The following is a 24,633-nucleotide window of genomic DNA, read 5'->3' as shown; positions in this document are numbered from 1 at the left end:
GCCGCAAAAGAAGTTGTTGCTTCTTTGCGGCTTTTTGTGTCCTTAATCGTTTGCGGAGGGTTATGCCTTTACTCCGTTGTATTCGTCAGAAACAGTCAGTTTCTTTCTGCCTTTAGCACGACGCGCGGCTAAAACTCTACGCCCATTGGCAGTTGCCATTCTCTCACGAAAACCGTGTTTGTTCTTTCTCTTTCTGTTAGAGGGTTGAAATGTTCTTTTCATTACTGTATCTTGTTTTATGTTATTATTCTCACGAATTCGGGCTGCAAAAATAGGGACTTTTTTCAAATAAACCAAGAGATAACTCATTTTCTCTCAAAAGTTTTTGTGATTTTTGTCGATTTCCATTACTTTTGCAGCTGTGAAGCAATTCCAACAAACAAAGTAAACTATAAATAATATAAAGACTATAAGTATGATTAATGCCCAAGACATTAAAATCGGGACTTGCATCCGCATGGACGGCAAGCTTTATTTCTGTATCGACTTTCTGCATGTAAAGCCGGGAAAAGGTAACACCTTTATGCGCACTAAGTTGAAAGACGTAGTGAACGGCTATGTGCTCGAACGTCGTTTCAACATCGGTGAAAAGCTGGAGGACGTACGCGTGGAGCGTCGCCCGCACCAATATCTCTATCACGATGGTGACTATTACCAGTTTATGCATCAGGAAACTTTCGAACAAGTACCTATCACCCACGACCTCATCAACGGTGTAGACTTCTTGCTTGAAGGCATGGTGGTAGACGTGGTATCGGACGCCACAACCGAGACCGTGCTTTATGCTGATGTGCCGGTAAAGGTTCAGCAGAAGGTTACTTACACTGAGCCGGGGCTGAAAGGTGACACGGCAACCAATACCTTGAAGCCTGCAACCGTAGAGTCGGGGGCAACCGTTCGTGTTCCCTTGTTCATTAACGAAGGCGAGACCATTGAAATAGACACTCGCGACGGTTCTTACGTAGGCCGCGTAAAAGCATAATTTCTTTGTACAGTTTGTAATTCGCTCGGCAGCTTGTCCATAACTTTTTTGGGCAGGCTGCTTTTTTTATTGCCGGATTTCCATTATTGCCGGGTTTCCATTACCTTTGTTCGTCGCTAAAGAACAAACGCTATGAGATACTCAGTCATTATCCCCGTTTTCAACCGTCCGGACGAAGTGGACGAGTTGCTGCAAAGTCTTATCCGCCAGAGTTACACCGATTTTGAAGTGATTATAGTGGAAGACGGCTCTTCTCTTCCTTGTCGGGACATCGTGGAGAAATTCCGAGGAAAGCTGGATATACATTATTATAATAAGCCCAATTCCGGCCCCGGACAGACACGCAACTATGCCGCAGAGCGCAGTAATGGTGAGTATCTGATTATTCTGGACTCCGACTGCATTCTGCCCGAAGGATATTTCACCGCTGTGGAAGAAGAATTACAATGCAAACCTGCCGATGCCTTCGGTGGCCCGGATCGTGCGCACCACTCCTTTACCGACATGCAGAAAGCCATAAACTATTCCATGACTTCTTTCTTCACCACCGGCGGCATACGCGGAGGAAAAAAGAAGATGGACAAATTCTATCCCAGAAGTTTTAATATGGGAGTGCGGCGAGACGTCTATCAAGCCTTGGATGGTTTCTCTAAGATGCGTTTCGGCGAGGACATTGATTTCAGTATCCGCATCTTCAAGGCAGGATATACGTGCCGCCTGTTTCCCGGAGCATGGGTATATCACAAACGTCGGACGGACTTGAAGAAGTTCTTCAAACAAGTACATAACTCCGGCATTGCCCGTATCAATCTGTATAAAAAATATCCTGAATCGTTGAAGATAGTCCACTTGTTGCCGGCAGCATTCACATTGGGCTTGGTTATACTGTTGTCAGGTGTGCCTTTCTGCTTGTACAGTCTGATGCCTATCGTTGCCTATGCTCTGTTGGTCTGTGCGGATTCTACCATCCGAAATCGAAGTCTGCGCATCGGTATCTATTCCATTGCCGCTTCTTTTGTCCAACTTGTTGGCTATGGGACGGGCTTTTGGCTGGCTTGGTGGAATTGTTGCGTATTGGGAAGAGGAGAGTTTGAGGCTTTTAAGAGGAGCTTCTATAAATAGTCACAACAAAGGCGGCGGAGATAATAAGCATACGGTATGAATAAGCTGAATATCAATCAGTGGGCAGAAGAGGATCGCCCGCGGGAGAAAATGATGCAGAAAGGGGCGGAGGCTCTGAGTGACGCCGAACTGCTTGCCATACTTATCGGATCGGGCAATACGGAAGAGAGTGCCGTAGCTCTGATGCAGCGGGTACTTGCTGCCTGTGGCAATGACCTTAACCGGTTGAGTAAATGGGAAGTACATGACTTTTCCCGTTTCAAGGGTTTGGGGCTTGCCAAAAGCATCACCGTAATGGCAGCCCTTGAATTGGGTAAACGGCGTAAATTACAGGAGTGTTCCGAACGCGCCCTCATCTGTTCATCGGCAGATGTCTATGAGCTGTTCCATCCTTTGCTATGCGACCTTGCCACCGAGGAGTTTTGGGTATTGCTTCTGAATCAGACTTCCAAAGTGATAGACAAGGTGCGCATCAGTCGCGGAGGTATCGATCAAACGACTGCCGACGTACGAACCATCCTACGCGAAGCTTTGTTGCGGCGTGCCACACAGATTATCCTCATTCATAATCACCCTTCGGGCAGTACACGCCCCAGCATAGACGATAAACGCCTGACGGAACAAGTGAAAAAAGGCGCGCAGACCATGAACATACATCTGGCCGACCATGTAGTTGTTACGGATGGTCGCTATTACAGCTTCAGTGATGAGGGAATGTTGTAACCTCCGGCTTCTTTCAGCAGGGCTGCCTCTGACTTGTTATTGCTTTTACCTTTACCGTATCTAATGATACCTGAGTTCAGGACAAGAAGCAGGTCGATAACCTTACACGGATACTTGTGTTTTAAAGTAAAATTCCATTGGTTATCAGATGTTTACTTTTGCCCTGTCAGACACAAGTGTCTGACGGCTCAAACACCTGTGTCTGCCACGTCAGGAACTTGTGTCTGTCGGCTTGGACACTTGCGTCTGTCATGACAAAGGCTTGCAGCTGTCAAACAGAGAGGGCGCTTGACGTAAAAGGCTCTCTTCTCTTCTGCCTAACCATTGTAAACCGGTGCATTCAAGAAATATCTGACCGATAGGATGCAGCCCCTCATCTTTAAAAGAAGGAACCGCCTGTCCCGAATTCAGGTCTAATGATGTGTTATTAACCTTGTCGTAATCTCAGGCATTTGAAAAGCAGACCTGAAATCAACCTCTCAAACCTTTGCCGGGCGTCACGCTTTCAATTCCTTTTGTAGCCACACTTTCATCACCGGATCCGGGATGATAACGTGACGCTTCTCAATCTCTATAAGTTCTTTTTTAATCAATGCCCTCTTTACGGTACTGACATTTGCCGACGAACCAAGTTGATATTTCTGCAAAACCTCTTGTGTGGTAAACTCGCTATGGACGCCATCAATAATGGCCTTTAAGAAATTCATCTGATAAGTCGTAAGGCTCTCGGTCTGTTTTTCAAACAACGGTGTGTTTTGGTCAATAATATCCTGATATGCCATCTTGAAGTCCTGCTCTGTGGCCACTTTGTCCGTGTGCACCCATACCAACCATGCCAACTGCTGCACATACGAAGAATGGTTGTCCACTCTTTGACATATTTTTTCGGCCAATTCTTTTGAGATTTGTTTACCTGTAGCAGCAAAACGGCCACAGATGTAATCAATCCAATCTGAAGTTCCGATTTTGGGCAAATAAATAGCGTCGCCGAATTTATAAAACGGAAGGCTTCTTTTTTCAAAAAGCTCATTCATCAAGTGCTTCTTACTGCCGAACAAACAATAAGATACTGACTTTTGTAGTTGCCATACAGAACGTAACCGCTTCTGAAAAGTCTTCGAATCCTTGAATTCGGCAATCTGTTGGAATTCATCGATGCATACAACAATCTTACAACTTTTTTTTTGCGCTATCTTTTCGGGGAGTTGCAGAATCTCATCAATATCGTCGCTTTTGGGATTCATCTCAAGTGAAATGGAGAAATCCGTCATCGGATCAGTGCCTATTGATATTTTGGGGCTGATACGCGAAAGGAATAACTTGACATTTTCAAGCCACTCATCCAGCTTGGAAGATGTTTGTTTAAGAACGGCGGTCGCAAATGCGTCATAGAAATCTCTGTCGCTGCGACACGGGAATATATCAAGATACACAACCTTCAATTTGTCGGATTGTGCCAAGCGGCACGCTTTCTGCACTAAAGAAGTCTTACCCCAACGACGGGGAGAAATCAGCACCGTATTTATGCCGTGTTGAAAATTCAATAATAGACGTTCCGTTTCTTTCTTCCGATCGGTAAAATTATCGCCCGATGTTGCAATACCGAATATAAAAGGCTTATTCTCCATAAATCTTCAGATATTATTCTGATGTAAAGGTAAACAATATTTTTATTAGTAACAATGTTATTACTAATAAATTTGTTACAATGTGAATCTTAAAGACTGTCTTGGTCTTAGAATACTTTAGATTTGCACAATCATAATTATTTAGTATAAATCTTACTGTTGCGGTTTATATGTGTGCTTCGAAGCGCTTGATGAAAGTGTGGGCGAATGAGAAACCTACCAATGTCTGAGCGACAGTATCATTAAAAAACTTACCCAAGTCTGCGTTTGGGTGACGTAGACTTGGGTAAGATAAAGTGGATATGTTGACGTATCCTAAACGTATCGTCTGTTATTTTTTAGGCATCACGATTGTGATTGCACCCTCTGCATCGCCAAACGAACCGACTCCTGGTACGTAATAATTTGGAGAAAGGGTAACTATACCGTTTGCATACGTATTTGGCAACCCTCCCATTCTACCTTTGATAGGAGTTTTTCCTTGATAGTTGTATCCAATAGCAAATTCTTCGAAAGAAACTTTCTCTCCGTCTATAGTAAATATGAGGAAAGATGCCGGATTACTTCCTGTTTCTCCCAAAAGTTCAAAACCTTTATCATACGGTTTTACTACGCGGTAACGCTCGTAACCATCAGCTTTCTCGATGCTAACGTCGTAACCATGTGCTTTCGCATCTTCGAATGTCCATTGATCGGTGAATTGTCCTGTACCGAATACGCTCCAACTGAATGCGGCTTGCACTTTAATAGAAGCCTTGCTGGTGCATCCTGGTGTAGCGCCTGTTTCAGGGAATGCTATTGTAAAAGTTTCACTTTCACCTCCTTTAAGTTTACCGATTCCGATGTTTAGTGTTGCCGTATTCTGTCCGGCATCGAAATGTACGGTCTCACTCACTTCGCATTGAACTGCTGTTGAAGTTAGTTTGATGTCAGCGGCTTGTGCCACATTACCGCGATAAACTGTCAGGGTAGCATTCGGTTCTGCGTTCGACAAGGTGTATGCATATGCATTGGTAAGAAAAGTAACCGCTGCCTTATCACCTACGTTGTATATAGCTCCTTCATTGTCTGTGTCGCAGGAGGAGATGCATAACGGCAACAATGCCACGAGGACTATGATATATCTATTGATTGTTTTCATATCTTTATTGATAAATAGGTGTAATTACATTTTATCGTTTTTCTTCTTACGGTCTATCTCCCGTAGGATTCTGATCTTTCTTCTCGTCCATATTTTTATTACCATCGAATTCGGACTGTGGAATAGTCAATACCCATGCGTATGATTCAGAATCCTGAGTCTCCGTCTTTTCTATCAAAGCTGCCTTTGGCCATCCCATGGCTTCTGTACGCTTGAATCCTTGACGCAAACGACGAATATCATAAATGCGACCGTATTCTCCCCAAAGTTCAATTCGACGTTGTTTGATGATTTCTTCCAACAATGAATTGGTTTTTTCACTGGTCAATTTGCCCATTTCTGTTCCTGTCTTTTCGCATTTGTAATCAGCATCTCTGGTCTTAATCAGGCTTACCAGTGTTTCTTGTGCACTGGCATTGTCGCCAAGGCGGCATTCAGCTTCGGCTTTCATCAGATACATTTCTTCGACACGCATCCAAATATAATCTCCCATCCAATCTTTGGGATTGCCTTTGAACTTGAATTTCTCTTGTTGATAAGCAGCTGCCTTTTCGTCCGGATTCCACCATGCGCGGCGAATATCTTTAATGCTCATTTCTGCATAAAGTGCGCTATTTATCACCTTACGGGCACGCGCGCCGTATTTTCCGGCGGATGCGTCCATGTGTGTAAAGAAGCTTGCCCATTGACTACTTTGATCGGCTATAATTTCTGCTCCCCACATCACATTGCTCAAGCTTTGATCGTTCATGCCTTTCAAGATATCTTCAGGCTTTTGGATGTTGGCTTCGGTAGCCTCGATAGCGGTCGTAGCTGCAGTTTTCATTTTGTCCCATTTTTCCATAGTCATGGCAATACGGGCTTGCAGACCTAATGCCACTGCGTAGTCGATGTGACTGATATGTATTCGCTCTGTTCCTTTCAGCAACTCAACAGCCTTATCAATATCTGCTTCGATTTGTTCATACACTTTTGCTACAGTAGAACGAGGCTGTCCTTCTGTTTCGGGCAGAGTAGGCTCTGTATAGATTGGTAAGCCGGGATCTTGTTCGTGACCTTTATAAGTGCGTGCAAAGTTTTGGACCAGCATGAAGTATGAAAAAGCCCGTATGGCGTAAGCTTGCCCCATCACATTTTTGATTTTAGCGGATTCTCCTTGCATTGTAGATTCTGCGGCCAAAATGTAGTTGGCATTGGAAACTAATGTGTAATACGCATTCCATACGTCGTAAGAACGCCATGACTTGGACGTATAACGCGATTTTACATTATATATGCAGTCGTACCAGAACCAACCGCTGCCCTGAGCTTTCATTATATGATCCTCACCCATTACGTCTGCCATCAGTACGTGGTGGATGTACGAAGAAGCCTGATGGGTATTACCTCCTACAGACCAGCCAGTACTATACATGGCACGATAAATACCGTTTAAAGGAACCATCGCTTTATCGGCTGAACTCAGCAGCTCACTTCCTGACATTTGGGTGGAAGGAGCTGTATCAAGCATGTCATCGCTGCATGCGGTAAACATACAGCCTACCACTACAAGCGTCAATAAATAAATATATACTTTTTTCATTTTCTGATTTTTTTGAGATGTTAGAATTTGAACTCTACTCCGATAGAATAAGTCTTATTGGGAGTATAACTGTAATCCGTTCCTCCGGTAAAGTTATACTGCGGATCCATACCATCCAGATATGAGAACAACGCTAAGTTGTCTACCGAACCGTAAATGCGTGCCGACTGGAAACCCACTTTCTTCAGCCATGCCGAGGGGAATGTGTAGCCCACCGTCACATTCTTGATACTCAAATATGAAGCATTAACCAAAAAGCGATTAGTAGTAGTGTATCTGCCTCCGATTTCCATTCTCGGAACATCGGTGATATCACCAGGCTTTTGCCAGCGGCGCAAAGCGTGCTTGTTCCAGGTGTCGCCTGCATACATGGCGTTCATGGAACCTGCATACAAACCGTCATATACCTTACCACCAATGGAATAGGTGGCCAGCACGCTGACATCAAAACCGTCGAAGAGTTTCCATTCGGAAGAAATGCTACCATATAAGTCAGGGATACGGCTGCCTTGATAGTACTTGCTGTTGGCTGCTTTGGAATAATCGGAAGTGATGTATTCACCTTCGATTGAACCGTCATCGTTCATTTTTTCGTATGCATAGTAAAGTTGCGTACCGGTAGCCGGGTCTACACCTGCCGATTTAGCCATGTAGAATGTGCGCAAGGGCATTCCTTCTTTAATGATATAGATTCCGGAGATGATTTGAGGAGACTCGGCGGTGAGTTTCAGAACTTTGTTTTTAACGGCCGAACCCATAACCTTCATATTCCAACGGAAGTTGCGTACATCTATCAATGTACCGTCTATACTTGCTTCCCAACCATGGTTGCGCATGTCACCCACGTTTGCATTATAACTGTCGAAACCGGTAGAGGTTGCTTTCGGGTAACTTAATAACATATCGCTGGTCTTGCGGTTGAAGTACTCAATGCTGGCGTTCAAACGACCGTCGAAGAGAGAGGCTTCTACACCAACGTTGAAGTTACCGCTCTTTTCCCAACTGACTTTTTTCGTTTCCAGTGAAGCAATCATAGCACCTGCCTGATTGGCATTCGAGTAATTCAGGCTGTACAAGCTTTGCCATGCATAGAGAGTTGACAAAGCATCATTTCCCTGCTCTCCATAACTCATGCGAAATGAAAGGTTTTTCAGCCATTCCACATCTTTCAACCAAGCTTCTTCTGAGGCTCTCCAAGTAGCTCCTAATGACCAGAATGATCCCCAGCGGTTGTCCTTATGGAAACGTGAAGAACCGTCGGTACGCAGTGAAGCGGAGAGATAGTAACGTCCTTCGTAATCGTAGTTCAAACGTCCCAGCCAAGAGTCGATGCGGTAGTTGTTTGTATATGAGTCTGCTGATTTTAATGTGGCACCCGGACGCAACTCCAGAATGCCGGAAATCAAGTTGGCTTTTGCTCCTTCCAGATATTGATAGTTGTAAGCATAGAACTCATGACCGCCTAAAAGGTCAATGTTATGCTTACCGAAAGAGCGTTTCCAGTTCAGCAACTGGTTGAAAGTATAGCTTTGCATGCGTGAACTGGTTTTGTAGAGCAAACCGGAACCTTTTTGGTTACCGTGCAGCATGTTCATATAGCTGGTTGAATTTACGGCGCGATAGTCTGCACCAAATGTCATCAGCAACTTCAAGCCTTTCAACCATCCGGTATTGTCTTCGTCCGAACCGATAATCATGTTTGTACGTATGCTGGCATTGTCTGCCACGCTGAAAGCTTTGTCGTCCAGTAAGCTGCCCAATGGGTTGAAGTCGGGATTCTTCGGGCGTCCGTTTTCACCGTAATCCAAAGTTGGTTCGCCATTTGCTCCTGTCACGAGTGCACCTTTGTCATCTCTCAGGTAGGTGGGGTAAATAGGAGCGATGAACTGTGCAGAATACCACACATTAGAAGTCGATGTTCCGTCATAATCAAGGAAATTCTGTGTTGAATTGCTTAGAGCAGTATTCAATCCGGCTTTGAACCATGATGTAATTTGCGATTCCACATTAACTCTTGCATTATAGCGCTCGAAACTGGTTTGTTTCAAGATACCGTCTTCATTCAAATAGCCCAAGGAGAACATGTACTTCAACTTATCCGTACCACCGTTGAGAGAGAACTGGTGTTCGTGACGCAATGCTCCTTCGCGTTGTACGGCATCCATCCATTTGTCATCATAGGCAGAAATTGCGTCAGCTTTCACTTGTCCTGTGGTTGGGTCGATAAGCGTTTTCCATGTATAATTCTTAAACGGATTATACAACTCTGCATTTTCATTTCCACCGAGTAGTTCACCTATGTCATTGATAGCGAGTTGAGTTGCTTCGGCAGGCTCCTTACCATTATTATATGTATAAGAGTTTTTCAGCGCTTCAAACGTCAATTGTACAAAGTCTTTTTGTCCCACCATGTCATACGGCTTTAAGGCACGATACGACCATCCAACGGAACTTCTCCATGAAACGGAGGCTTTACCTTCCTTACCTCTCTTGGTTGTCACAACGACTACGCCATTGGCGCCACGGGCACCATAAAGGGCAGAGGCCGAAGCGTCTTTCAAGATGGTCATGGATTCAATATCCGAGGGGTTGATGGAGCTGATGTTACCATCGAAAGGCACACCGTCTACCACATACAACGGAGTTTGAGAAGCGTTGATAGAACCGTAACCGCGAATTACGACACTGGCGCCCGAACCGGGCTGTCCCGAACCGGAAGTTGTTATCACTCCGGTACTTTGTCCTTCCAGCGATTTGGTGACGTTAGTTACCGGACGTGTTTCCAGCTGCTTTCCGTCGATTGTGGATGCTGCCCCGGTAAACGACGATTTCTTCGCCGTACCGTAGGCCACAACCATAACCTCTTCCAGCAACTCGGACTCCGGTTTCATCAAAACTCTCATGTTCGGTTTAATAGCCACTTCCTGTGTTTTCATACCAATGAATGAAATCTGCAAAGTCTTTGCGGAACTTGGTACGTTTGGTAACGTAAAATCACCATCCACACCGGTAATGGTACCGATTTGCGTACCTTTCACCAATACAGAGGCTCCAATAACCGGCTGCCCGTCTTCTTCAGAAACTACAACTCCTGTAACTTTCTGGGTTTGGGCAGTTACCAAGCCTATCCCTACAAAAAGACAGGCCAATAACAGCATTAATTTTCTTTTCATAAATTCTCTCTTAAAGTTTAACTTTTCATTAAATGTTTCTATACTCTAACAAAATGCAAATATATTAATAAAACTGAAACAAACAACTATTTTATTGAAAAAACCTTGCAACCCTGTCTTTTTGTTAATCCGATATGCCTTTTTATGCTTTTAAGCATACTTTTTGCCTTTAAAAAATCCAAAAACAGGAATACTGCCTATCATAATGCATCTCTCCGTTTGGCGCAAGATTCCATTTTATATACACTTTTTATAAAAACAGGGTTAAAAAGGAGGTTGGCGGTTTGTGAAATCTGCTTCATGCACTGATAATTCGATTTCACAGTCCAAGTGATAGGAATTCCGAATAGCCGATATCTTTCCCATAAATACCCTAAAGTTTCACCCATCCTATGTGAGGAGGATGAAACTCATAGTTTCAGCACGTCACATAAAATAGGAAAGGAGTCCCCGATGGCACGTTTGTTGAACAAAATACCGGATAATTGCAATACAAATTCTAAAAACCTGAAGAGATGAATAAGATTACTTACCGTTTAGTGTACAACAGGAAGAAGTGCCTGAATAGGCAAGGGACGGCCTTGGTGCAAGTGGAAGCTTATCTGAAAAACAAGAAAAAGTACTTCTCTACCGGAGTTTATCTGAAACCAGAGCAGTGGGACACCGCCAGATGTGTAGTGAAAAAGCACCCGAATGCGGATGCACTGAATCGCTGGATACAGCAGTATGCAACAGAGATAGAAAAGAAAGAACTGGATATGTGGCGGCAAGGAAAGCGCATTTCTCTGGAGTCGTTGAAAGACGGCTTGAGCGGCAACAGCGATCCCTCGTCTTTTCTGCATTTCTTCAAACAAGAAGTAGAAAATTCCACATTGAAGAAGAGCAGCAAGAGTAACCACCTCTCTACGCTTGCACTACTGGGGGAGTTTAAAAAGGACCTCTGCTTTGCCGACCTGACTTTCGAGTTTATCACCTCGTTCGAATGCTTCCTGCGCTCCAAAGGCTACCATATCAACACGATAGCCAAGCACATGAAACACCTGAAGCGACAAGTCAATATAGCAATCAACAAGGATTATATGAAAATGAGGGAGTATCCTTTCAGAAAATATAAGATTAAAACCGTGGCCAACAAACACACCCACCTCACTCCGGAAGAGCTGGAGCGGCTGGAGTACCTGCCCCTTATGGGGAAAGCCGCCAAGTACAGGAAAACGCTGGATGCGTTTCTCTTTTGCTGCTATACGGGGATACGATTTTCCGATTTCATCAATCTGTCTTCGGATAACATAGTAGAAATATATCGGGAAACATGGCTGGTTTATAGAACTGTCAAAACCGATACGGAAGTCAGGCTTCCCCTTTTTCTTCTTTTCGACGGGAAAGCGCTCGGAATATTAGATAAATACAAGGATGCCCCGGATTGTTTCTACCAGCTGAAAAACAATTCCAACGTGAACAAGGAGTTGATTATGCTTGCACGCTTGGCTAATTTAGGAAAAAGAATATCTTTTCATACTGCCCGACATACCAACGCCACCTTATTAATATATAAAGGTGTAAACATCACTACGGTGCAGAAGCTGCTCGGCCATAAGAACCTAAAAACCACCCAGGTTTATGCGGATGTGATGGATATGACCATCGTACAGGATTTGAAAAAGAACTCGGAACATCCGATTAATGAACCGGGTAGATGCACTCACGACAAATAGCCTCATGACAATTGTCGGCTGTCGGTTGGCTTACAAAGTGTTACATCTGAAAGTCGGTAGAGGGTGGGTAGATAAAATGTGTTGCCGGGGCACAACCGTGTTCTGTGGAGCCATGCTCGATAAATGTTCCGGATGAAAATCGAACAGGCTCTTCTCGTTTTCTTAAGGCAGACAAGCAGATTGCCGTATATGACATAGTACCGCAAAGACTTTGCAGATTTCATTCATTGGTATGCAGACACAGGAGGTGGCTATAAAACCGAATGTGAGAGTGGCACTCAAAAGTAATGCGGAAACGTTGGACGAGGTCGTTGTAGTGGCTTACGGTACTCAAAAGAAAGAATCGGTAGTAGGTGCTCAAGCATCTGTCAATGCCAAGCAATTGGAAAAACGTCCTATCACCAATGTGTCCAATGCCTTGGGCGGCTTAGCATCGGGTGTACAAGCTGTAACTTCTACCGGACAACCGGGCTCGGGAAGCTCGATTCTTATTCGTGGATTTGGCTCAATGAACGCTTCCTCGGCACCTCTTTATGTAGTGGACGGTTCTATCTATAATGGTTCTCTTTCGGACCTGTCACCGCAGGATATCCAAAATGTCAGCATCTTGAAAGATGCGGCTTCCACATCTCTCTACGGTTCGAGTGCGGGTAACGGAGTAGTGCTGATTACCACGAAAAGCGGAGCCGGAGCCAAAGACGGAAAACCCAAGTTCGATTTAACCATAAATCAAGGATTTACCCGCAGGGGACAAGATGATTACAAAAAAGTAGGGACGATGGATTACTATCCCATCAGATGGCAACAGTGGTATAATGCTTTCAAATATGGGCGTAATCTTGATGATGCCACTGCGGGTTCGAATGCTGCTTACTATGTTTGGAATGACTTGAAGTATAACCCTTATGCCGGTATTACTTCCGTTTATGAAGAGAATCCTACAACCGGAGATTTGACTGTGACAAATTCTCCTCAAACCGGAACATTTACTTTTCCTGCCATCGTCATGCCCGACGGAACCTTGAATCCGGAAGTCAACGGATTGTTATATGGAGACGACCTTGATTGGGAAAAAGCATTGTTCCGTACCGGGTATCGCAGCGAATATACGTTGAGCGGAGGATTGAACACCGATAAAATGCAAAGTTTCATGTCCATCGGATATTTAAGTGAAGACGGTTATAGAAAGCATACCACATTCGAGCGTTTCTCCGCGCGCGCCAATGTGTCTTACACTGTCAATAAATGGATAGGAACAGGTGCCAATGTAGCTTTCTCGCGTACGCATAATGAAGCCCCCAAGCGGGCGACTGGAGCTTATAGTTCCAACTCTTTCGCTTTTTTACGTGGAATAGCTCCCATCTATCCCATTCATGTACACAATGCTGATGGCTCATACGCGTTGGATGATAAAGGGGAAAGGATTTATGACCATAACGCATTGCGTCCATACAACGCCAGATTCAACCCGGTGGAGGAAGGCTTATTGGATCATTCCACATTCGACAGAGATGCCATTACGAGCCGTCTGTTTGCGGAAGTGACTTTTATCCCTGATTTAAAATTACGTGGCAATTTAGCCTACGATTTGAGTCGGGCATTATCCAAAACACGCTTCAACAACAAAATGGGAGATCAGCCGGCCGGTCTCTTAATTATGGCAGACAATCGCTACTCTACAATAACATTCAACCAATTGCTCACGTATAAGAAGAGCTTTGGAAACCACAATTTTGACCTCTTATTGGGACATGAAAGTTATTGGTTAAAAGTGCAGACCACCGGTATGGAGAAAAAAGGCATGAGTATCTTAGGAATTGACGAGATGAACAATTTATCTACGCCGGTAAGCATGGAATCTCAGACAGACACATATACAAAAGAAGGGTATTTCACCCGTCTGAACTATGATTACGATACCCGTTACAACTTCTCCATCTCTTATCGCCGTGACGGTACATCGCGATTGGATCCTGACCACAGATGGGGTAACTTCTGGTCAGTGGGTGCCGGTTGGAACATTGCCCGCGAATCTTTTATCGAGGCTGATTGGCTGAACACGCTGAAAGTCCGTGCTTCTATCGGGCAAACCGGTAACGATGCCATCGGGTCTTATTACGCTTACAAAACCCTTTATGGTTTAGGTAACAATAATGGTGACAAGGCCGGCGTACGCTTTGCTCGTTTAGGTAATCGGAACCTACAGTGGGAGACACAAACCAGTTATGACTTCGCCATCGAGTACAGACTTTTCGATAAGATTAGCGGGACGGTGGAATTCTTCAACAAAGAATCCAAAGACCTGTTGTTCTCCTATCCGCTACCTCTGTCCAGCGGAATCTCTTCCATGGAACGGAACATCGGTAAAGTGCGCAATTATGGTATTGAATTTGACATAAAAGCGAATCTGATATCACAAAACGATTTGAAATGGGATGTCACATTAAATGGTACATGGCTGAGAAATAAAATTGTACGTCTGCCGGATGAGAACAGAGAGAAAGGCATTGAAAACGACTATACAAAGTATGAAGAAGGACGTAGCATCTACGACTTCTATCTGAACGAATGGATTGGAGTTGACCCGGAAGACGGTTTGGCAATGTATCGTTTGGACAATGTACGCTATCCCAATAATGCCGATCCTAATAAGGAAGGCTTCGTGGGAGTAGGAAAAGAAGGCGAAGCTGCCACTTGGACGAAAGACGGACGTTTTGCGAAAAAACATTTTGCAGGCAGTGCCATTCCAAAACTTTACGGAGGTTTCGGAACCGGACTTGAATGGAAAGGATTCGATTTAGACCTCGCTTTTGCTTATCAACTGGGAGGGAAGACCTATGATGGAGCTTATCAAGGCTTGATGGGACGAAACTTGCAGGGTGGTCGTGCTATGCATGCCGATATGTACACGGCTTGGAAGAAACCGGGCGACGTGACCGATGTTCCCCGTTTGGATGCCGAAGGTGGTGGAAACTATGACGCCCTGACTTCCGATCGTTTCTTGATTTCCAGTGACGCTTTATTGCTGAAGTCTATTGCAGTTGGTTATACCTTGCCCAAGAAGTGGGCCAAAAAAGTAGGACTTGAAGGCGTACGCATCAGCGTGGCAGGCGAGAATCTCTTCCTATGGTCGGCCCGTCAAGGTCTGAACCCGATGATGAACTATAGCGGAGTGACAGGCGCTGCTTTCTATGAATATGCCAAAACTTTGACTTCAAGCATCAATATTAAATTCTAATTCTAAAAAATGACTTATATGAGAAAGTTTAAAAAAATATGCGCGGCATTCTTTGTCGGACTGCTGGCTACCGGATGTGCGGGAGACTACCTGGACAACGAGCCATCTAACTCCATAAGCCGGGATAAAGCTGTAGAAAACACAGAAGGACTGAGGTACATTCTGGAAGGGGTGCACAATATGATTTATTCATATAATTTCAGTAATCAAGTATTCACCCTCGGCCAACCGGGTCTGAATGCTAGCTTGGACTTACTTGGAGATGACATGATCAACACTAAACCGGCCTACCACATGAGTGTTTATCGCTGGGAAGACCATACAAGTCCTGACGGAGAAATCAATCTCTATGCTTGGGACTATTTCTATACTATCATCCAGCATCTGAACGAGATTATCGGAGCGGTAGATAACGTGAAGAATGCTGCGGCAACGGAAGTGGCTACCTTGAAAGGGGAAGCTTATAGCTTGCGCGCATGGGCTTACTTCAATTTGGTTCAACTTTACGGCAAACGCTATGTAAAAGGCGAAGCCAATGACAATTTGGGAGTTATTATTCGTAAAGAAGTGTCATACGATGCTCGCCCGCGCTCTACCGTGGCTGAAGTATATAAACTTATTGATGAAGACATTAAGACCGGTCTTGAGAATTTAGAAAAGGCTCCTGACTTGGAACGCAAAAACGTGATTCGTTATTCTACGGCATGTGGCATTGCCGCACGTATCGCCTTGGCAAAGTCGGAATGGGCAGATGCCGAGAAATATGCAGATTTGGCAATTAAGCATTCAGGCGCCACTCTACAACAAGGTGGTGCGCTTTGTGACGGCTTCTGCGATTTGAGTGCCTCCGAATGGATGTGGGGCTATTATCAAGGCAGTGACCAGGATTTTTTCTACGCAAGCTATTTCTGTGCGTATTCTTACAACTTTAACGGGCATAATAAAGGTTTCAAACATGCGGTAAACCGTACCTTGTATGACAAGATGGGCAAAAACGATGCACGTCGCGGCTGGTGGGTATGTTTGGATCAAGGAGATAAGATTCCTAAAGATGCCAGCGCCTCTTACTTTGAGGGAGGAATGAGTAAGCCCAATTGGGAAGTTACCGGGCAACAAATCAAATATCGCGCCAAAGGAGCTGAAGATACGCATGGAGATTTGCTGATTATGCGGCTGGGAGAAATGTACTACATCAAAGCGGAAGCACAAGCCAGACAGGGTTCCGGCAGAGAAGCCGATGCCCGTGCCACTCTATTGGAAATCATGAGTACACGCGATCCGGAATATAAGACGGAGGCTGTGGGCGATGAACTGATGGATGAGATTTTCCGTAACAAACGAATTGATTTATGGATGGAAGGGCAACGTTTCTTTGATATGAAACGCTTGGGCATTATTCCCGATCGCTTGAATAGCGCAAATATTCAAATACACTTAAAAGGCAATGCCCAAAAGACTGCTATCACTCGTAACTCAGGTACCAATGCCAAGAAAATAGCCAAGTCTGTAGATGATAAATATTGGGAGTTTGCCATTCCGTATACGGAAATACGTGGTAATGATCAATGTGTACAAAATCCTTTATAAAGGTATGTCATAAGATTATCGTAAATCATTAATCTAAAAAAGGATAGACCTCACCAAACGCTTTTGAAAAGCCATTTGGTGAGGTCTCTTTTTCGGCAAATAATGAAACTCGTACCCCGCATCGTACTCTGTCAGAATGCCGATCAAGTGGTCTTTGTAGAATATGTTGGCTTGTCTCATTGATTATTCGTTTTTGACGTAGTAACCATTTCATAATTGAAGAACTCGAGAAGCTGATTCACCTTATCGAGGCGTAGCGTTTCCTTTCCTTGTTCAAGGTCGCGAACGAAGCGCAATCCTACACTCGACTTCAACGAGAGTTCTTCTTGTGTCAGGTTATACTGCTTTCGCAACATTTTGACTGTAGTAGAGAGACTGTTCATAATCATCCGGATTTATACCTTTTCGGGTTCGAAGTTCATACAAATATTCAATATTATACCATAAGGGGTATAAATCATTGCTTTCCGGTGCGATTATATCAGATAAGGTGCAATTTTGTGATAGCAGACCCGAAAGAAGCCATCATGGCTCTGACAAGTACGGCATAGCCCTTCTTCCTCTCCGTAACGTTTGCGCAGGTATATGGCGCAAACGTCCTCTGATAGCATCGCATCTCCGCTGAACAGAAAGATACTCAGCAAACCGCTATCAACAAAGTAGTGTTTCTTCACCGTATCTTTCTCCACAAACTTCGTCGTATAATTTTCCAACGAGAACAACATGCGCAGGTATCTGCCTCAAAAACAGGACCGGTATGATTTCTTGCTTTTTGAAGAATGACAGTTTTTTGCTTTTTCTATGAGTTCTGCTGTGAGGCGGTCTGCAAATTTCGAGTACTTGCTGTCTATCAAATTTTGCGCCAATGCCGGTAGTTCCGGTGAACTTTTATTTACAAGAAAGGGAATAATATGTCAGTTTCTTAATTGGGGAAAGTAAAAATGTTATTCATTAATATATCCAATGTTTCGGACAAAGCTTCATCTGTTGTCACCGGGCGTGTTTTCCGGTTAAATGGCGGGCATATGGCCGAATTAAAGAATGACATTGCTTGAAGATTGTGTGAAAATCCTTATATTTGTGGCCATTAAAATTGGAATATATATAATATAAGGTATAGTAAATGAAAGAATTTGTAATTTCCGAGGTGCAGGCCGAAACAGCGGTATTGGTGGGTCTTATCACAAAGACGCAAGACGAGCGCAAGACCAACGAATATCTTGACGAGCTGGCATTCTTGGCTGAGACAGCCGGGGCGGAAGTGGTGAAAAGATTTACCCAAAAGCTGGAGCAGGCTCATTCGGTGACCTATGTGGGCACGGGCAAGCTGGCCGAGATAAAAGAATATATCAAGAACGAAGAAGAGGCCGAACGTGAGGTTGGAATGGTAATCTTCGATGATGAACTTTCTGCCAAACAGATACGAAATATTGAAGCGGAACTGAAGATTAAGATATTGGATAGAACTTCCCTTATTCTCGACATTTTTGCCATGCGCGCACAGACAGCCAATGCTAAAACACAGGTGGAACTGGCGCAGTACAAATACATGCTTCCCCGCCTGCAACGCTTGTGGACACACCTGGAACGTCAGGGAGGCGGCTCTGGTGCCGGAGGCGGCAAGGGGTCTGTGGGGCTTCGCGGACCGGGTGAGACGCAGTTGGAAATGGACCGCCGCATCATCCTTAACCGTATGTCTTTGCTGAAAGAACGTTTGGCCGAGATTGACAAACAAAAATCTACGCAGCGCAAAAACCGCGGACGGCTGATTCGTGTGGCGTTGGTGGGATACACCAACGTAGGCAAGTCGACGCTGATGACGTTGCTCTCGAAAAGCGAGGTGTTTGCTGAGAATAAGCTGTTTGCCACGCTGGACACTACGGTGCGCAAGGTGATTATCGAAAACCTGCCGTTCCTGCTTTCCGATACGGTGGGTTTTATCCGCAAGTTGCCCACTGATTTGGTGGATTCCTTCAAGTCCACCCTCGACGAGGTGCGCGAAGCCGATTTGCTGCTGCATATCGTTGATATTTCCCATCCCGATTTTGAAGAACAGATAGAAGTTGTGAACAAGACATTGGCCGACATCGGCGCCGCCGGAAAGCCCATGGTACTTGTGTTCAATAAAATAGACGCTTACACCTACGTGGAGAAAGCGACTGACGACCTTACCCCCAAAACAAAAGAAAACTTAACACTCGAAGAACTGATGAAGACGTGGATGGCGAAGATGGAGGATAGTTGCCTCTTTATCTCCGCCCGTGAAAAAATCAACATGGAGGAACTGAAAAGTGTGGTTTACGGACGTGTGAAAGAACTGCATGTGCAGAAGTACCCCTACAACGATTTTCTTTATCAGGTCTACGGAGACGAAGAATAATCCTTGGAAAGTTGAAAAGAAGCTTTCCTTTTTCATTAAATCCGTATGAGTTATAGAAAATTGACCGAAGCCGAAGTGCTTCGTTTGAAAAGCCAGTCGTGTCTGGCTGATGATTGGGAAAAAGTGACCGTTGCCGAAGAGTTTGCAACGGAGTTCGTGCACCATACCCGTTTCTCGGGAGAGGTGCGTTTAGGAGTGTTCCGGTCGGAATTTACTTTGCCGGGAGGAATAAAGAAGCATTCCGGCCTGCGGCATGTGACGTTGCATAACGTTACCGTGGGAGATAATTGTTGCATTGAGAATATCCAGAACTACATTGCCAATTACGAGATAGGCCACGATACTTTTATCGAGAATGTGGATATTATCCTTGTGGACGGAGTATCGAAGTTCGGCAACGGGGTGGAAGTCTCCGTCCTGAACGAGACGGGAGGGCGCGAGGTGCTTATCAGTGACAAGCTGTCGGCGCATCAGGCTTACATCATGGCTCTTTATCGCCATCGTCCGGAACTGATAGCACGGATGAAAGAAATCACAGACTTCTATTCCAATAAGCACGCTTCTGCCGTGGGGAGCATAGGCAGCCATGTGATGATATTGAACACCGGCTCCATCAAGAATGTCCGTGTGGGCGACTATTGCCGCATTTGCGGAACATGCCGCTTGTATAACGGGAGCATCAACAGCAATGAAGTGGCGCCGGTGCACATCGGGCACGGGGTGATTTGCGATGACTTCATCATCTCTTCCGGTTCGCATGTTGATGATGGGGCGATGCTGAGTCGCTGTTTCATTGGGCAAGCATGCCGGCTGGGACATAATTATTCCGCTTCGGACTCACTGTTCTTCAGTAATTGTCAGGGAGAAAACGGTGAGGCATGTTCTATTTTTGCCGGGCCGTTCACGGTTACTCATCATAAGTCCACGTTGCTGATTGCCGGTATGTTCTCGTTCATGAATGCCGGTTCGGGATCCAACCAGAGCAACCACATGTATAAGCTGGGGCCTATTCATCAGGGAACGTTGGAACGTGGCGCGAAGACCACATCGGATTCGTATATCTTGTGGCCGGCAAGGGTAGGGGCATTCTCCCTGGTCATGGGGCGCCACGTCAACCATTCTGATACTTCGAATCTGCCTTTCTCCTATCTGATAGAACAGAACAATACGACCTATCTTGTGCCGGGTGTCAACCTGCGTAGCGTGGGCACTATCCGTGACGCACAGAAATGGCCGAAGCGTGACGGACGCACTGACACCAACAAACTGGATTACATTAACTACAATCTCCTCAGTCCCTACACCGTACAGAAGATGTTCAAGGGACGGGAAACGTTGCTCAACCTGCGCCATGCCAGTGGAGAGCTTTCCGATATCTATTCTTTTCATAGTGCAAAAATCCGTAACTCTGCCCTGCATAAGGGACTGAAGTTCTACGAGATTGCCATTCATAAGTTTCTTGGAAATTCAGTCATCAAGCGTCTGGAAGGGACTGGCTTTCAAAGCAACGAAGAGATACGTGCCCGCTTGAAGCCCGATACGCTTGTGGGGAGCGGCGAGTGGGTGGACATCTCCGGGCTGATTGCTCCGAAAAGCGAGATAGACGCTTTGATAGACGGCATTGAGTCGGGAGCGGTGAACCGGCTGAAGTATATCAACGCCGAGTTTGAAAAGATGCATACCAACTATTATACGTATGAGTGGACGTGGGCATACGAAAAGCTGGAAGAATTTTACGGTATTCATCCGGAGCAGATGACGGCGGAAGATATTGTCCGCATTGTAGAAAAGTGGAAGGAAGCCGTGGTCGGTCTGGACCGTATGGTTTACGAAGACGCCAAGAAAGAATTCTCGCTGGCTTCGATGACTGGATTTGGTGCTGACGGCTCGCGCCTTGAAAAGGAACTCGACTTTGAGCAGGTGCGTGGTGACTTTGAAAGCAATCCTTTCGTTACGGCCGTACTGAAGCATATCGAGGTGAAAACGGCATTGGGCGACGAACTGATAGGACGGATGAAAAAGGTGATGTAGGCAAATGCGCCTCTTCTCTCTGAGTGCAGAATATCATTATTTACTCTGATTAAAGAAATATTTCAATAATAGTTCTTACCTTTGCTTTGTGAAAGTAGGCGACATTCGAGGCATGACATACATGAGATTGCTCCCGTTTGGTTCGCACTACTTTTGTGCAGCGATTAACTAACTTAAAAATAAACGAGTAATTATGGCAACACCTCCGTTCAAGTATCAGCCCATGTTCGAGAAAGGGAAAGATACTACCGAGTATTATCTGCTTACGAAAGATTATGTTTCAGTAAGCGAGTTTGAAGGAAAGCCCATCCTGAAGATTGAGAAAGAAGGTCTGACGGCTATGGCAAACGCGGCTTTCCGTGATGTGTCGTTCATGTTGCGCCGTTCGCACAACGAGCAAGTGGCCAAGATTTTGAGCGACCCCGAAGCGAGCGATAATGATAAATATGTGGCATTGACCTTCTTGCGCAATGCCGAAGTAGCGTCTAAAGGCGTGCTCCCTTTCTGCCAGGATACGGGTACTGCCATTATCCATGGCGAAAAAGGACAGCAGGTGTGGACGGGCTATTGCGATGAAGAGGCTCTCTCTTTGGGTGTTTACAAGACCTATACGGAAGAAAACCTCCGCTATTCCCAGAATGCACCGCTCACCATGTATGAGGAAGTGAACACGAAGTGCAACCTTCCGGCACAGATTGATATCGAAGCCACGGAAGGCATGGAGTATGAGTTCCTTTGCGTGACCAAAGGCGGCGGCTCTGCCAACAAGACGTACCTCTATCAAGAGACAAAGGCTATTCTGAATCCTGAGACGCTCGTTCCCTTCCTCATTTCGAAGATAAAGACGCTGGGCACTGCGGCCTGTCCTCCTTATCACATTGCATTCGTCATCGGCGGTACGTCTGCCGAGAAGAATCTGCTGACGGTGAAGTTGGCTTCTACCCGTTTCTACGACAATCTGCCTACTACGGGCAATGAATTCGGCCGTGCTTTCCGCGATGTAGAGCTGGAAAAAGAAGTGTTGGCAGAGGCTCATAAGATAGGACTCGGCGCACAGTTCGGCGGTAAATACATGGCCCACGACGTACGCATCATCCGTTTGCCGCGTCACGGTGCTTCTTGCCCCGTGGGATTGGGTGTTTCCTGCTCTGCCGACCGTAACATCAAGTGTAAAATCAATAAAGAAGGTATCTGGATCGAGAAGTTGGACAGTAATCCGGGCGAACTGATTCCGGCAGAACTCCGTCAGGCAGGAGAGGGCGATGTGGTGAAGATTGACCTGAACCGTCCGATGGCCGAGATATTGAAAGAACTGACCAAGTATCCGGTATCTACCCGCCTGTCGCTGAACGGAACCATCATCGTGGGCCGCGACATTGCGCATGCCAAACTGAAAGAACGTTTGGATAAGGGCGAAGACCTTCCGCAATACATCAAGGATCATCCTATCTACTATGCAGGTCCTGCCAAAACTCCTCAAGGCATGGCTTGCGGTTCCATGGGCCCGACTACGGCCGGCCGTATGGACTCTTACGTAGAGTTGTTCCAAAGCCACGGCGGCAGCATGATCATGCTTGCCAAGGGTAATCGCAGTCAGCAGGTGACGGATGCTTGCCAGAAGTATGGCGGCTTCTACCTCGGCTCTATCGGTGGTCCTGCTGCTATCTTGGCGCAGAACAACATCAAGAGCATTGAATGTGTGGAATATCCCGAGCTGGGCATGGAGGCTATCTGGAAGATTGAAGTGGAAAACTTCCCGGCATTTATTCTGGTAGATGATAAGGGGAATGACTTCTTCAAACAGTTGAAGCCTTGGAATTGCAGCAAGTAACCCTGTCATTATAACAGGCTTTTCCATATGTTGTTACCTCCCCCGCCGAACGACAGGTCGGGGGAGGTCGACTTAGAAAGTTTGTCTCTTTTCACTTCCGTCATCGTGCTCCCACACTTTATGGGTTGCAAGCCCACACTTGGCGGGTCGTAATCCCACACTTTGGCAGGTATAAGCTCACACTTTAAGGAAGCTTTTCCCACACCTTAAGGAAGCTCTTCCCACACTTTGGGGAAGGAGTCCCCACACTTAAGGGACAGCCTCCTTATTTCTTGTTCAGTGTCTTTTTCCACTTCTCATATTTTTTCAGCACTTTTTGCCCACCATCGTTAAACCAACTGTAACCGTTGCGCCGTTCGTAACCTATCTCGGAGATGTCGAAGCGCTTCACGCCGTCGCGGTCGCAGAAGAAAGGACGATTATCTTCCAGCGTGTAGAAGCGTGCCCAGAGCGCAGGGCAGTCGGCATCACCCGGTGAGCAGGGAACCATGCGATAGTCTTTCTTACCTTGGCTGTTGATGAAGTCCTCTCTCTTTATGCCGACGATTTTGCTCTCTTTGAGCCAGTCTACGGCAGTTTCTACGGCGGTGATGATTTCCTTGGAGGGTTGGGGGATGGACATCAGCAGCAGGATGATGTCGTCCGATTCGGCACCGCTCAATGAAGGCAATTCGTAGGCACGGGCTTTGGCCGGAGCCAGCGTGTGTTCATCGTGCTGGGCGCACCATACGGTGAGTTTCCCGTTGCGACGGACTTGTGTTTTCAGGATGCACTCCACTCCTTTATTGAAGGCTGCGCGGGCTTGCCGGCACAGGCTGTCAGTGACGAAAGTATAAGGCGCCTGCTTTTCGTAGACTTCGCGCAGCAGCTTCATCACGTTTATCATTGCATTGTCGTTGTAGGTGATGTGGGTATAGTAACCTTTGGAGCGCGGCCAGAATTGCGGGAAACCTCCATTGGCATACTGTGACTTCAGGATGTAGCGTATGCCCTCGATGGCCGCATCTCTGTATTTTTCTATCTGCGTGGCCAGATAAGTGCGTGAAAGATAGCGTATCTCCGTGCTGGTGGCACTGTTGTCTATCGTGCTTTCGTTTACGTCGTCTTTGGCATGGAGCACATCCTCCAGCTCTTTCGGTGATAATTCGGCAGGCATGTAGACGTTCTTCGGCCATCCGCCGGTGGTATGCTGATATAGCAATACATTGTCGGCAATGCGTATGGCCTCAGCGGTCTTGAAGAAGTCATCGTCCAGTTTAGCTGCCATCCTTACCCAACTTTTGTAAGGCTGTTTATCTTTGTAGGTCGTTGCGGTTTCTTGCGCTTCCGCTCCGACCATGCCGGCGAGAAAGGCGCAATACAGAATAATTCGTTTCATGATCTTTCCTTTCTTTATAAGAGATTCTTAGTCGAATACAAAAATAAGGAGAAACAAGAAGCCGAAGGGGGAATAATTGGCTTTATAGGGGGAAATTTAGGTAGGCATCGGCTTTTCCGGTT

17 protein-coding genes and 1 pseudogene are annotated in these 24,633 nt (G+C 45.7%); 9 read left to right on the top strand and 9 right to left on the bottom strand.

What is annotated here, in order from left to right; genetic code table 11:
• Positions 1 to 60: 60 nt before the first annotated feature.
• Positions 61 to 222: a 50S ribosomal protein L34 gene (gene rpmH / locus C3V43_RS07330; RefSeq protein WP_004292199.1), complete on the bottom strand. Its 162-nt coding sequence runs from the start codon at positions 220 to 222 to the stop codon at positions 61 to 63.
• A gap of 193 nt (positions 223 to 415) precedes the next feature.
• Between rpmH and efp the strand changes: the two genes are divergently transcribed.
• The 3 genes from efp to radC all read left to right on the top strand — a co-directional run bounded on the left by efp (position 416) and on the right by radC (position 2,827).
• Complete coding sequence (efp, locus tag C3V43_RS07325; RefSeq protein ID WP_106069239.1) at positions 416 to 982, top strand: elongation factor P; 567 nt, start codon at positions 416 to 418, stop codon at positions 980 to 982.
• A gap of 132 nt (positions 983 to 1,114) precedes the next feature.
• The gene (locus C3V43_RS07320) at positions 1,115 to 2,104 is read left to right on the top strand and encodes a glycosyltransferase family 2 protein (RefSeq protein WP_106069238.1); all 990 of its coding nucleotides are present in this window, start codon (positions 1,115 to 1,117) and stop codon (positions 2,102 to 2,104) included.
• A gap of 36 nt (positions 2,105 to 2,140) precedes the next feature.
• On the top strand, positions 2,141 to 2,827 hold the full coding sequence (gene radC, locus C3V43_RS07315; protein ID WP_106069237.1) for a RadC family protein: 687 nt from the start codon (positions 2,141 to 2,143) through the stop codon (positions 2,825 to 2,827).
• 497 nt (positions 2,828 to 3,324) lie between these two features.
• Here the strand turns inward: radC and C3V43_RS07310 are convergent, their stop codons facing one another.
• The 4 genes from C3V43_RS07310 to C3V43_RS07295 form a co-directional block, all read right to left on the bottom strand.
• The gene (locus C3V43_RS07310) at positions 3,325 to 4,455 is read right to left on the bottom strand and encodes an AAA family ATPase (protein WP_106069236.1); all 1,131 of its coding nucleotides are present in this window, start codon (positions 4,453 to 4,455) and stop codon (positions 3,325 to 3,327) included.
• A gap of 331 nt (positions 4,456 to 4,786) precedes the next feature.
• Positions 4,787 to 5,596 carry a hypothetical protein gene (locus C3V43_RS07305; RefSeq protein WP_106069235.1) on the bottom strand — a complete coding sequence of 270 codons (810 nt, stop codon included), beginning with the start codon at positions 5,594 to 5,596 and terminating at the stop codon, positions 4,787 to 4,789.
• Between the two features lie 46 nt (positions 5,597 to 5,642).
• On the bottom strand, positions 5,643 to 7,178 hold the full coding sequence (locus tag C3V43_RS07300) for a RagB/SusD family nutrient uptake outer membrane protein (protein WP_106069234.1): 1,536 nt from the start codon (positions 7,176 to 7,178) through the stop codon (positions 5,643 to 5,645).
• Between the two features lie 20 nt (positions 7,179 to 7,198).
• Entirely contained in the window at positions 7,199 to 10,351 is a 3,153-nt protein-coding gene (locus C3V43_RS07295; protein ID WP_106069233.1) for a SusC/RagA family TonB-linked outer membrane protein, read from the bottom strand.
• Positions 10,352 to 10,866: 515 nt separating this feature from the next.
• On the opposite strand from C3V43_RS07295, the gene C3V43_RS07290 reads away from it, so the two are divergent.
• The 3 genes from C3V43_RS07290 to C3V43_RS07280 all read left to right on the top strand — a co-directional run bounded on the left by C3V43_RS07290 (position 10,867) and on the right by C3V43_RS07280 (position 16,891).
• Positions 10,867 to 12,066, top strand: a complete 1,200-nt coding sequence (locus C3V43_RS07290; RefSeq protein ID WP_106069232.1) for a site-specific integrase — start codon at positions 10,867 to 10,869, stop codon at positions 12,064 to 12,066.
• A 232-nt stretch (positions 12,067 to 12,298) separates the two neighbouring features.
• Positions 12,299 to 15,304, top strand: coding sequence for a SusC/RagA family TonB-linked outer membrane protein (locus C3V43_RS07285; protein WP_106069231.1), 3,006 nt, complete (start codon positions 12,299 to 12,301; stop codon positions 15,302 to 15,304).
• Between the two features lie 18 nt (positions 15,305 to 15,322).
• Positions 15,323 to 16,891, top strand: a complete 1,569-nt coding sequence (locus C3V43_RS07280) for a RagB/SusD family nutrient uptake outer membrane protein (protein ID WP_106041631.1) — start codon at positions 15,323 to 15,325, stop codon at positions 16,889 to 16,891.
• A gap of 90 nt (positions 16,892 to 16,981) precedes the next feature.
• Here the strand turns inward: C3V43_RS07280 and C3V43_RS14910 are convergent.
• From C3V43_RS14910 to C3V43_RS07265, 3 genes and pseudogenes are all read right to left on the bottom strand, one after another.
• Positions 16,982 to 17,071: pseudogene (locus tag C3V43_RS14910) on the bottom strand (HipA N-terminal domain-containing protein); the annotation flags it as partial.
• The gene (locus C3V43_RS07270; protein ID WP_106043328.1) at positions 17,068 to 17,274 is read right to left on the bottom strand and encodes a helix-turn-helix transcriptional regulator; all 207 of its coding nucleotides are present in this window, start codon (positions 17,272 to 17,274) and stop codon (positions 17,068 to 17,070) included. The pseudogene C3V43_RS14910 and the gene C3V43_RS07270, both read right to left, overlap by 4 nt.
• Positions 17,275 to 17,367: 93 nt before the next feature.
• Complete coding sequence (locus C3V43_RS07265) at positions 17,368 to 17,580, bottom strand: hypothetical protein (protein ID WP_129588297.1); 213 nt, start codon at positions 17,578 to 17,580, stop codon at positions 17,368 to 17,370.
• A 434-nt stretch (positions 17,581 to 18,014) separates the two neighbouring features.
• On the opposite strand from C3V43_RS07265, the gene hflX reads away from it, so the two are divergent.
• The 3 genes from hflX (at position 18,015) to C3V43_RS07250 (ending at position 23,133) form a co-directional block, all read left to right on the top strand.
• Complete coding sequence (gene hflX / locus C3V43_RS07260; RefSeq protein ID WP_106069230.1) at positions 18,015 to 19,271, top strand: GTPase HflX; 1,257 nt, start codon at positions 18,015 to 18,017, stop codon at positions 19,269 to 19,271.
• A gap of 45 nt (positions 19,272 to 19,316) precedes the next feature.
• Positions 19,317 to 21,302, top strand: coding sequence for a DUF4954 family protein (locus C3V43_RS07255; protein WP_164996224.1), 1,986 nt, complete (start codon positions 19,317 to 19,319; stop codon positions 21,300 to 21,302).
• 193 nt (positions 21,303 to 21,495) lie between these two features.
• A complete protein-coding gene (locus C3V43_RS07250) occupies positions 21,496 to 23,133 on the top strand; it encodes a fumarate hydratase (protein WP_106069228.1) in 1,638 nt (545 codons plus the stop codon).
• A gap of 265 nt (positions 23,134 to 23,398) precedes the next feature.
• Here C3V43_RS07250 and pelA read toward each other — a convergent pair whose 3' ends face one another.
• Positions 23,399 to 24,511: a pectate lyase gene (pelA, locus tag C3V43_RS07245; protein ID WP_106069227.1), complete on the bottom strand. Its 1,113-nt coding sequence runs from the start codon at positions 24,509 to 24,511 to the stop codon at positions 23,399 to 23,401.
• Between the last annotated feature and the right edge of the window lie 122 nt (positions 24,512 to 24,633).

The sequence above is a fragment of the Prevotella heparinolytica genome, assembly GCF_002998535.1.
GTDB classification, from domain to species: Bacteria; Bacteroidota; Bacteroidia; order Bacteroidales; family Bacteroidaceae; genus Bacteroides; species Bacteroides heparinolyticus.
The sequence above is the reverse complement of the archived record's forward strand: the minus strand, read 5'-3'. Positions and strand labels throughout refer to the sequence as shown.

What these genes read in the sequence shown, in the direction of transcription:
- rpmH (WP_004292199.1), bottom strand. Translation starts at nt 222, where the DNA reads ATGAAAAGAACATTTCAACCCTCTAACAGAAAGAGAAAGAACAAACAC.
- efp (WP_106069239.1), top strand. Translation starts at nt 416, where the DNA reads ATGATTAATGCCCAAGACATTAAAATCGGGACTTGCATCCGCATGGAC.
- C3V43_RS07320 (WP_106069238.1), top strand. Translation starts at nt 1,115, where the DNA reads ATGAGATACTCAGTCATTATCCCCGTTTTCAACCGTCCGGACGAAGTG.
- radC (WP_106069237.1), top strand. Translation starts at nt 2,141, where the DNA reads ATGAATAAGCTGAATATCAATCAGTGGGCAGAAGAGGATCGCCCGCGG.
- C3V43_RS07310 (WP_106069236.1), bottom strand. Translation starts at nt 4,455, where the DNA reads ATGGAGAATAAGCCTTTTATATTCGGTATTGCAACATCGGGCGATAAT.
- C3V43_RS07305 (WP_106069235.1), bottom strand. Translation starts at nt 5,596, where the DNA reads ATGAAAACAATCAATAGATATATCATAGTCCTCGTGGCATTGTTGCCG.
- C3V43_RS07300 (WP_106069234.1), bottom strand. Translation starts at nt 7,178, where the DNA reads ATGAAAAAAGTATATATTTATTTATTGACGCTTGTAGTGGTAGGCTGT.
- C3V43_RS07295 (WP_106069233.1), bottom strand. Translation starts at nt 10,351, where the DNA reads ATGAAAAGAAAATTAATGCTGTTATTGGCCTGTCTTTTTGTAGGGATA.
- C3V43_RS07290 (WP_106069232.1), top strand. Translation starts at nt 10,867, where the DNA reads ATGAATAAGATTACTTACCGTTTAGTGTACAACAGGAAGAAGTGCCTG.
- C3V43_RS07285 (WP_106069231.1), top strand. Translation starts at nt 12,299, where the DNA reads ATGCAGACACAGGAGGTGGCTATAAAACCGAATGTGAGAGTGGCACTC.
- C3V43_RS07280 (WP_106041631.1), top strand. Translation starts at nt 15,323, where the DNA reads ATGAGAAAGTTTAAAAAAATATGCGCGGCATTCTTTGTCGGACTGCTG.
- C3V43_RS07270 (WP_106043328.1), bottom strand. Translation starts at nt 17,274, where the DNA reads ATGAACAGTCTCTCTACTACAGTCAAAATGTTGCGAAAGCAGTATAAC.
- hflX (WP_106069230.1), top strand. Translation starts at nt 18,015, where the DNA reads ATGAAAGAATTTGTAATTTCCGAGGTGCAGGCCGAAACAGCGGTATTG.
- C3V43_RS07255 (WP_164996224.1), top strand. Translation starts at nt 19,317, where the DNA reads ATGAGTTATAGAAAATTGACCGAAGCCGAAGTGCTTCGTTTGAAAAGC.
- C3V43_RS07250 (WP_106069228.1), top strand. Translation starts at nt 21,496, where the DNA reads ATGGCAACACCTCCGTTCAAGTATCAGCCCATGTTCGAGAAAGGGAAA.
- pelA (WP_106069227.1), bottom strand. Translation starts at nt 24,511, where the DNA reads ATGAAACGAATTATTCTGTATTGCGCCTTTCTCGCCGGCATGGTCGGA.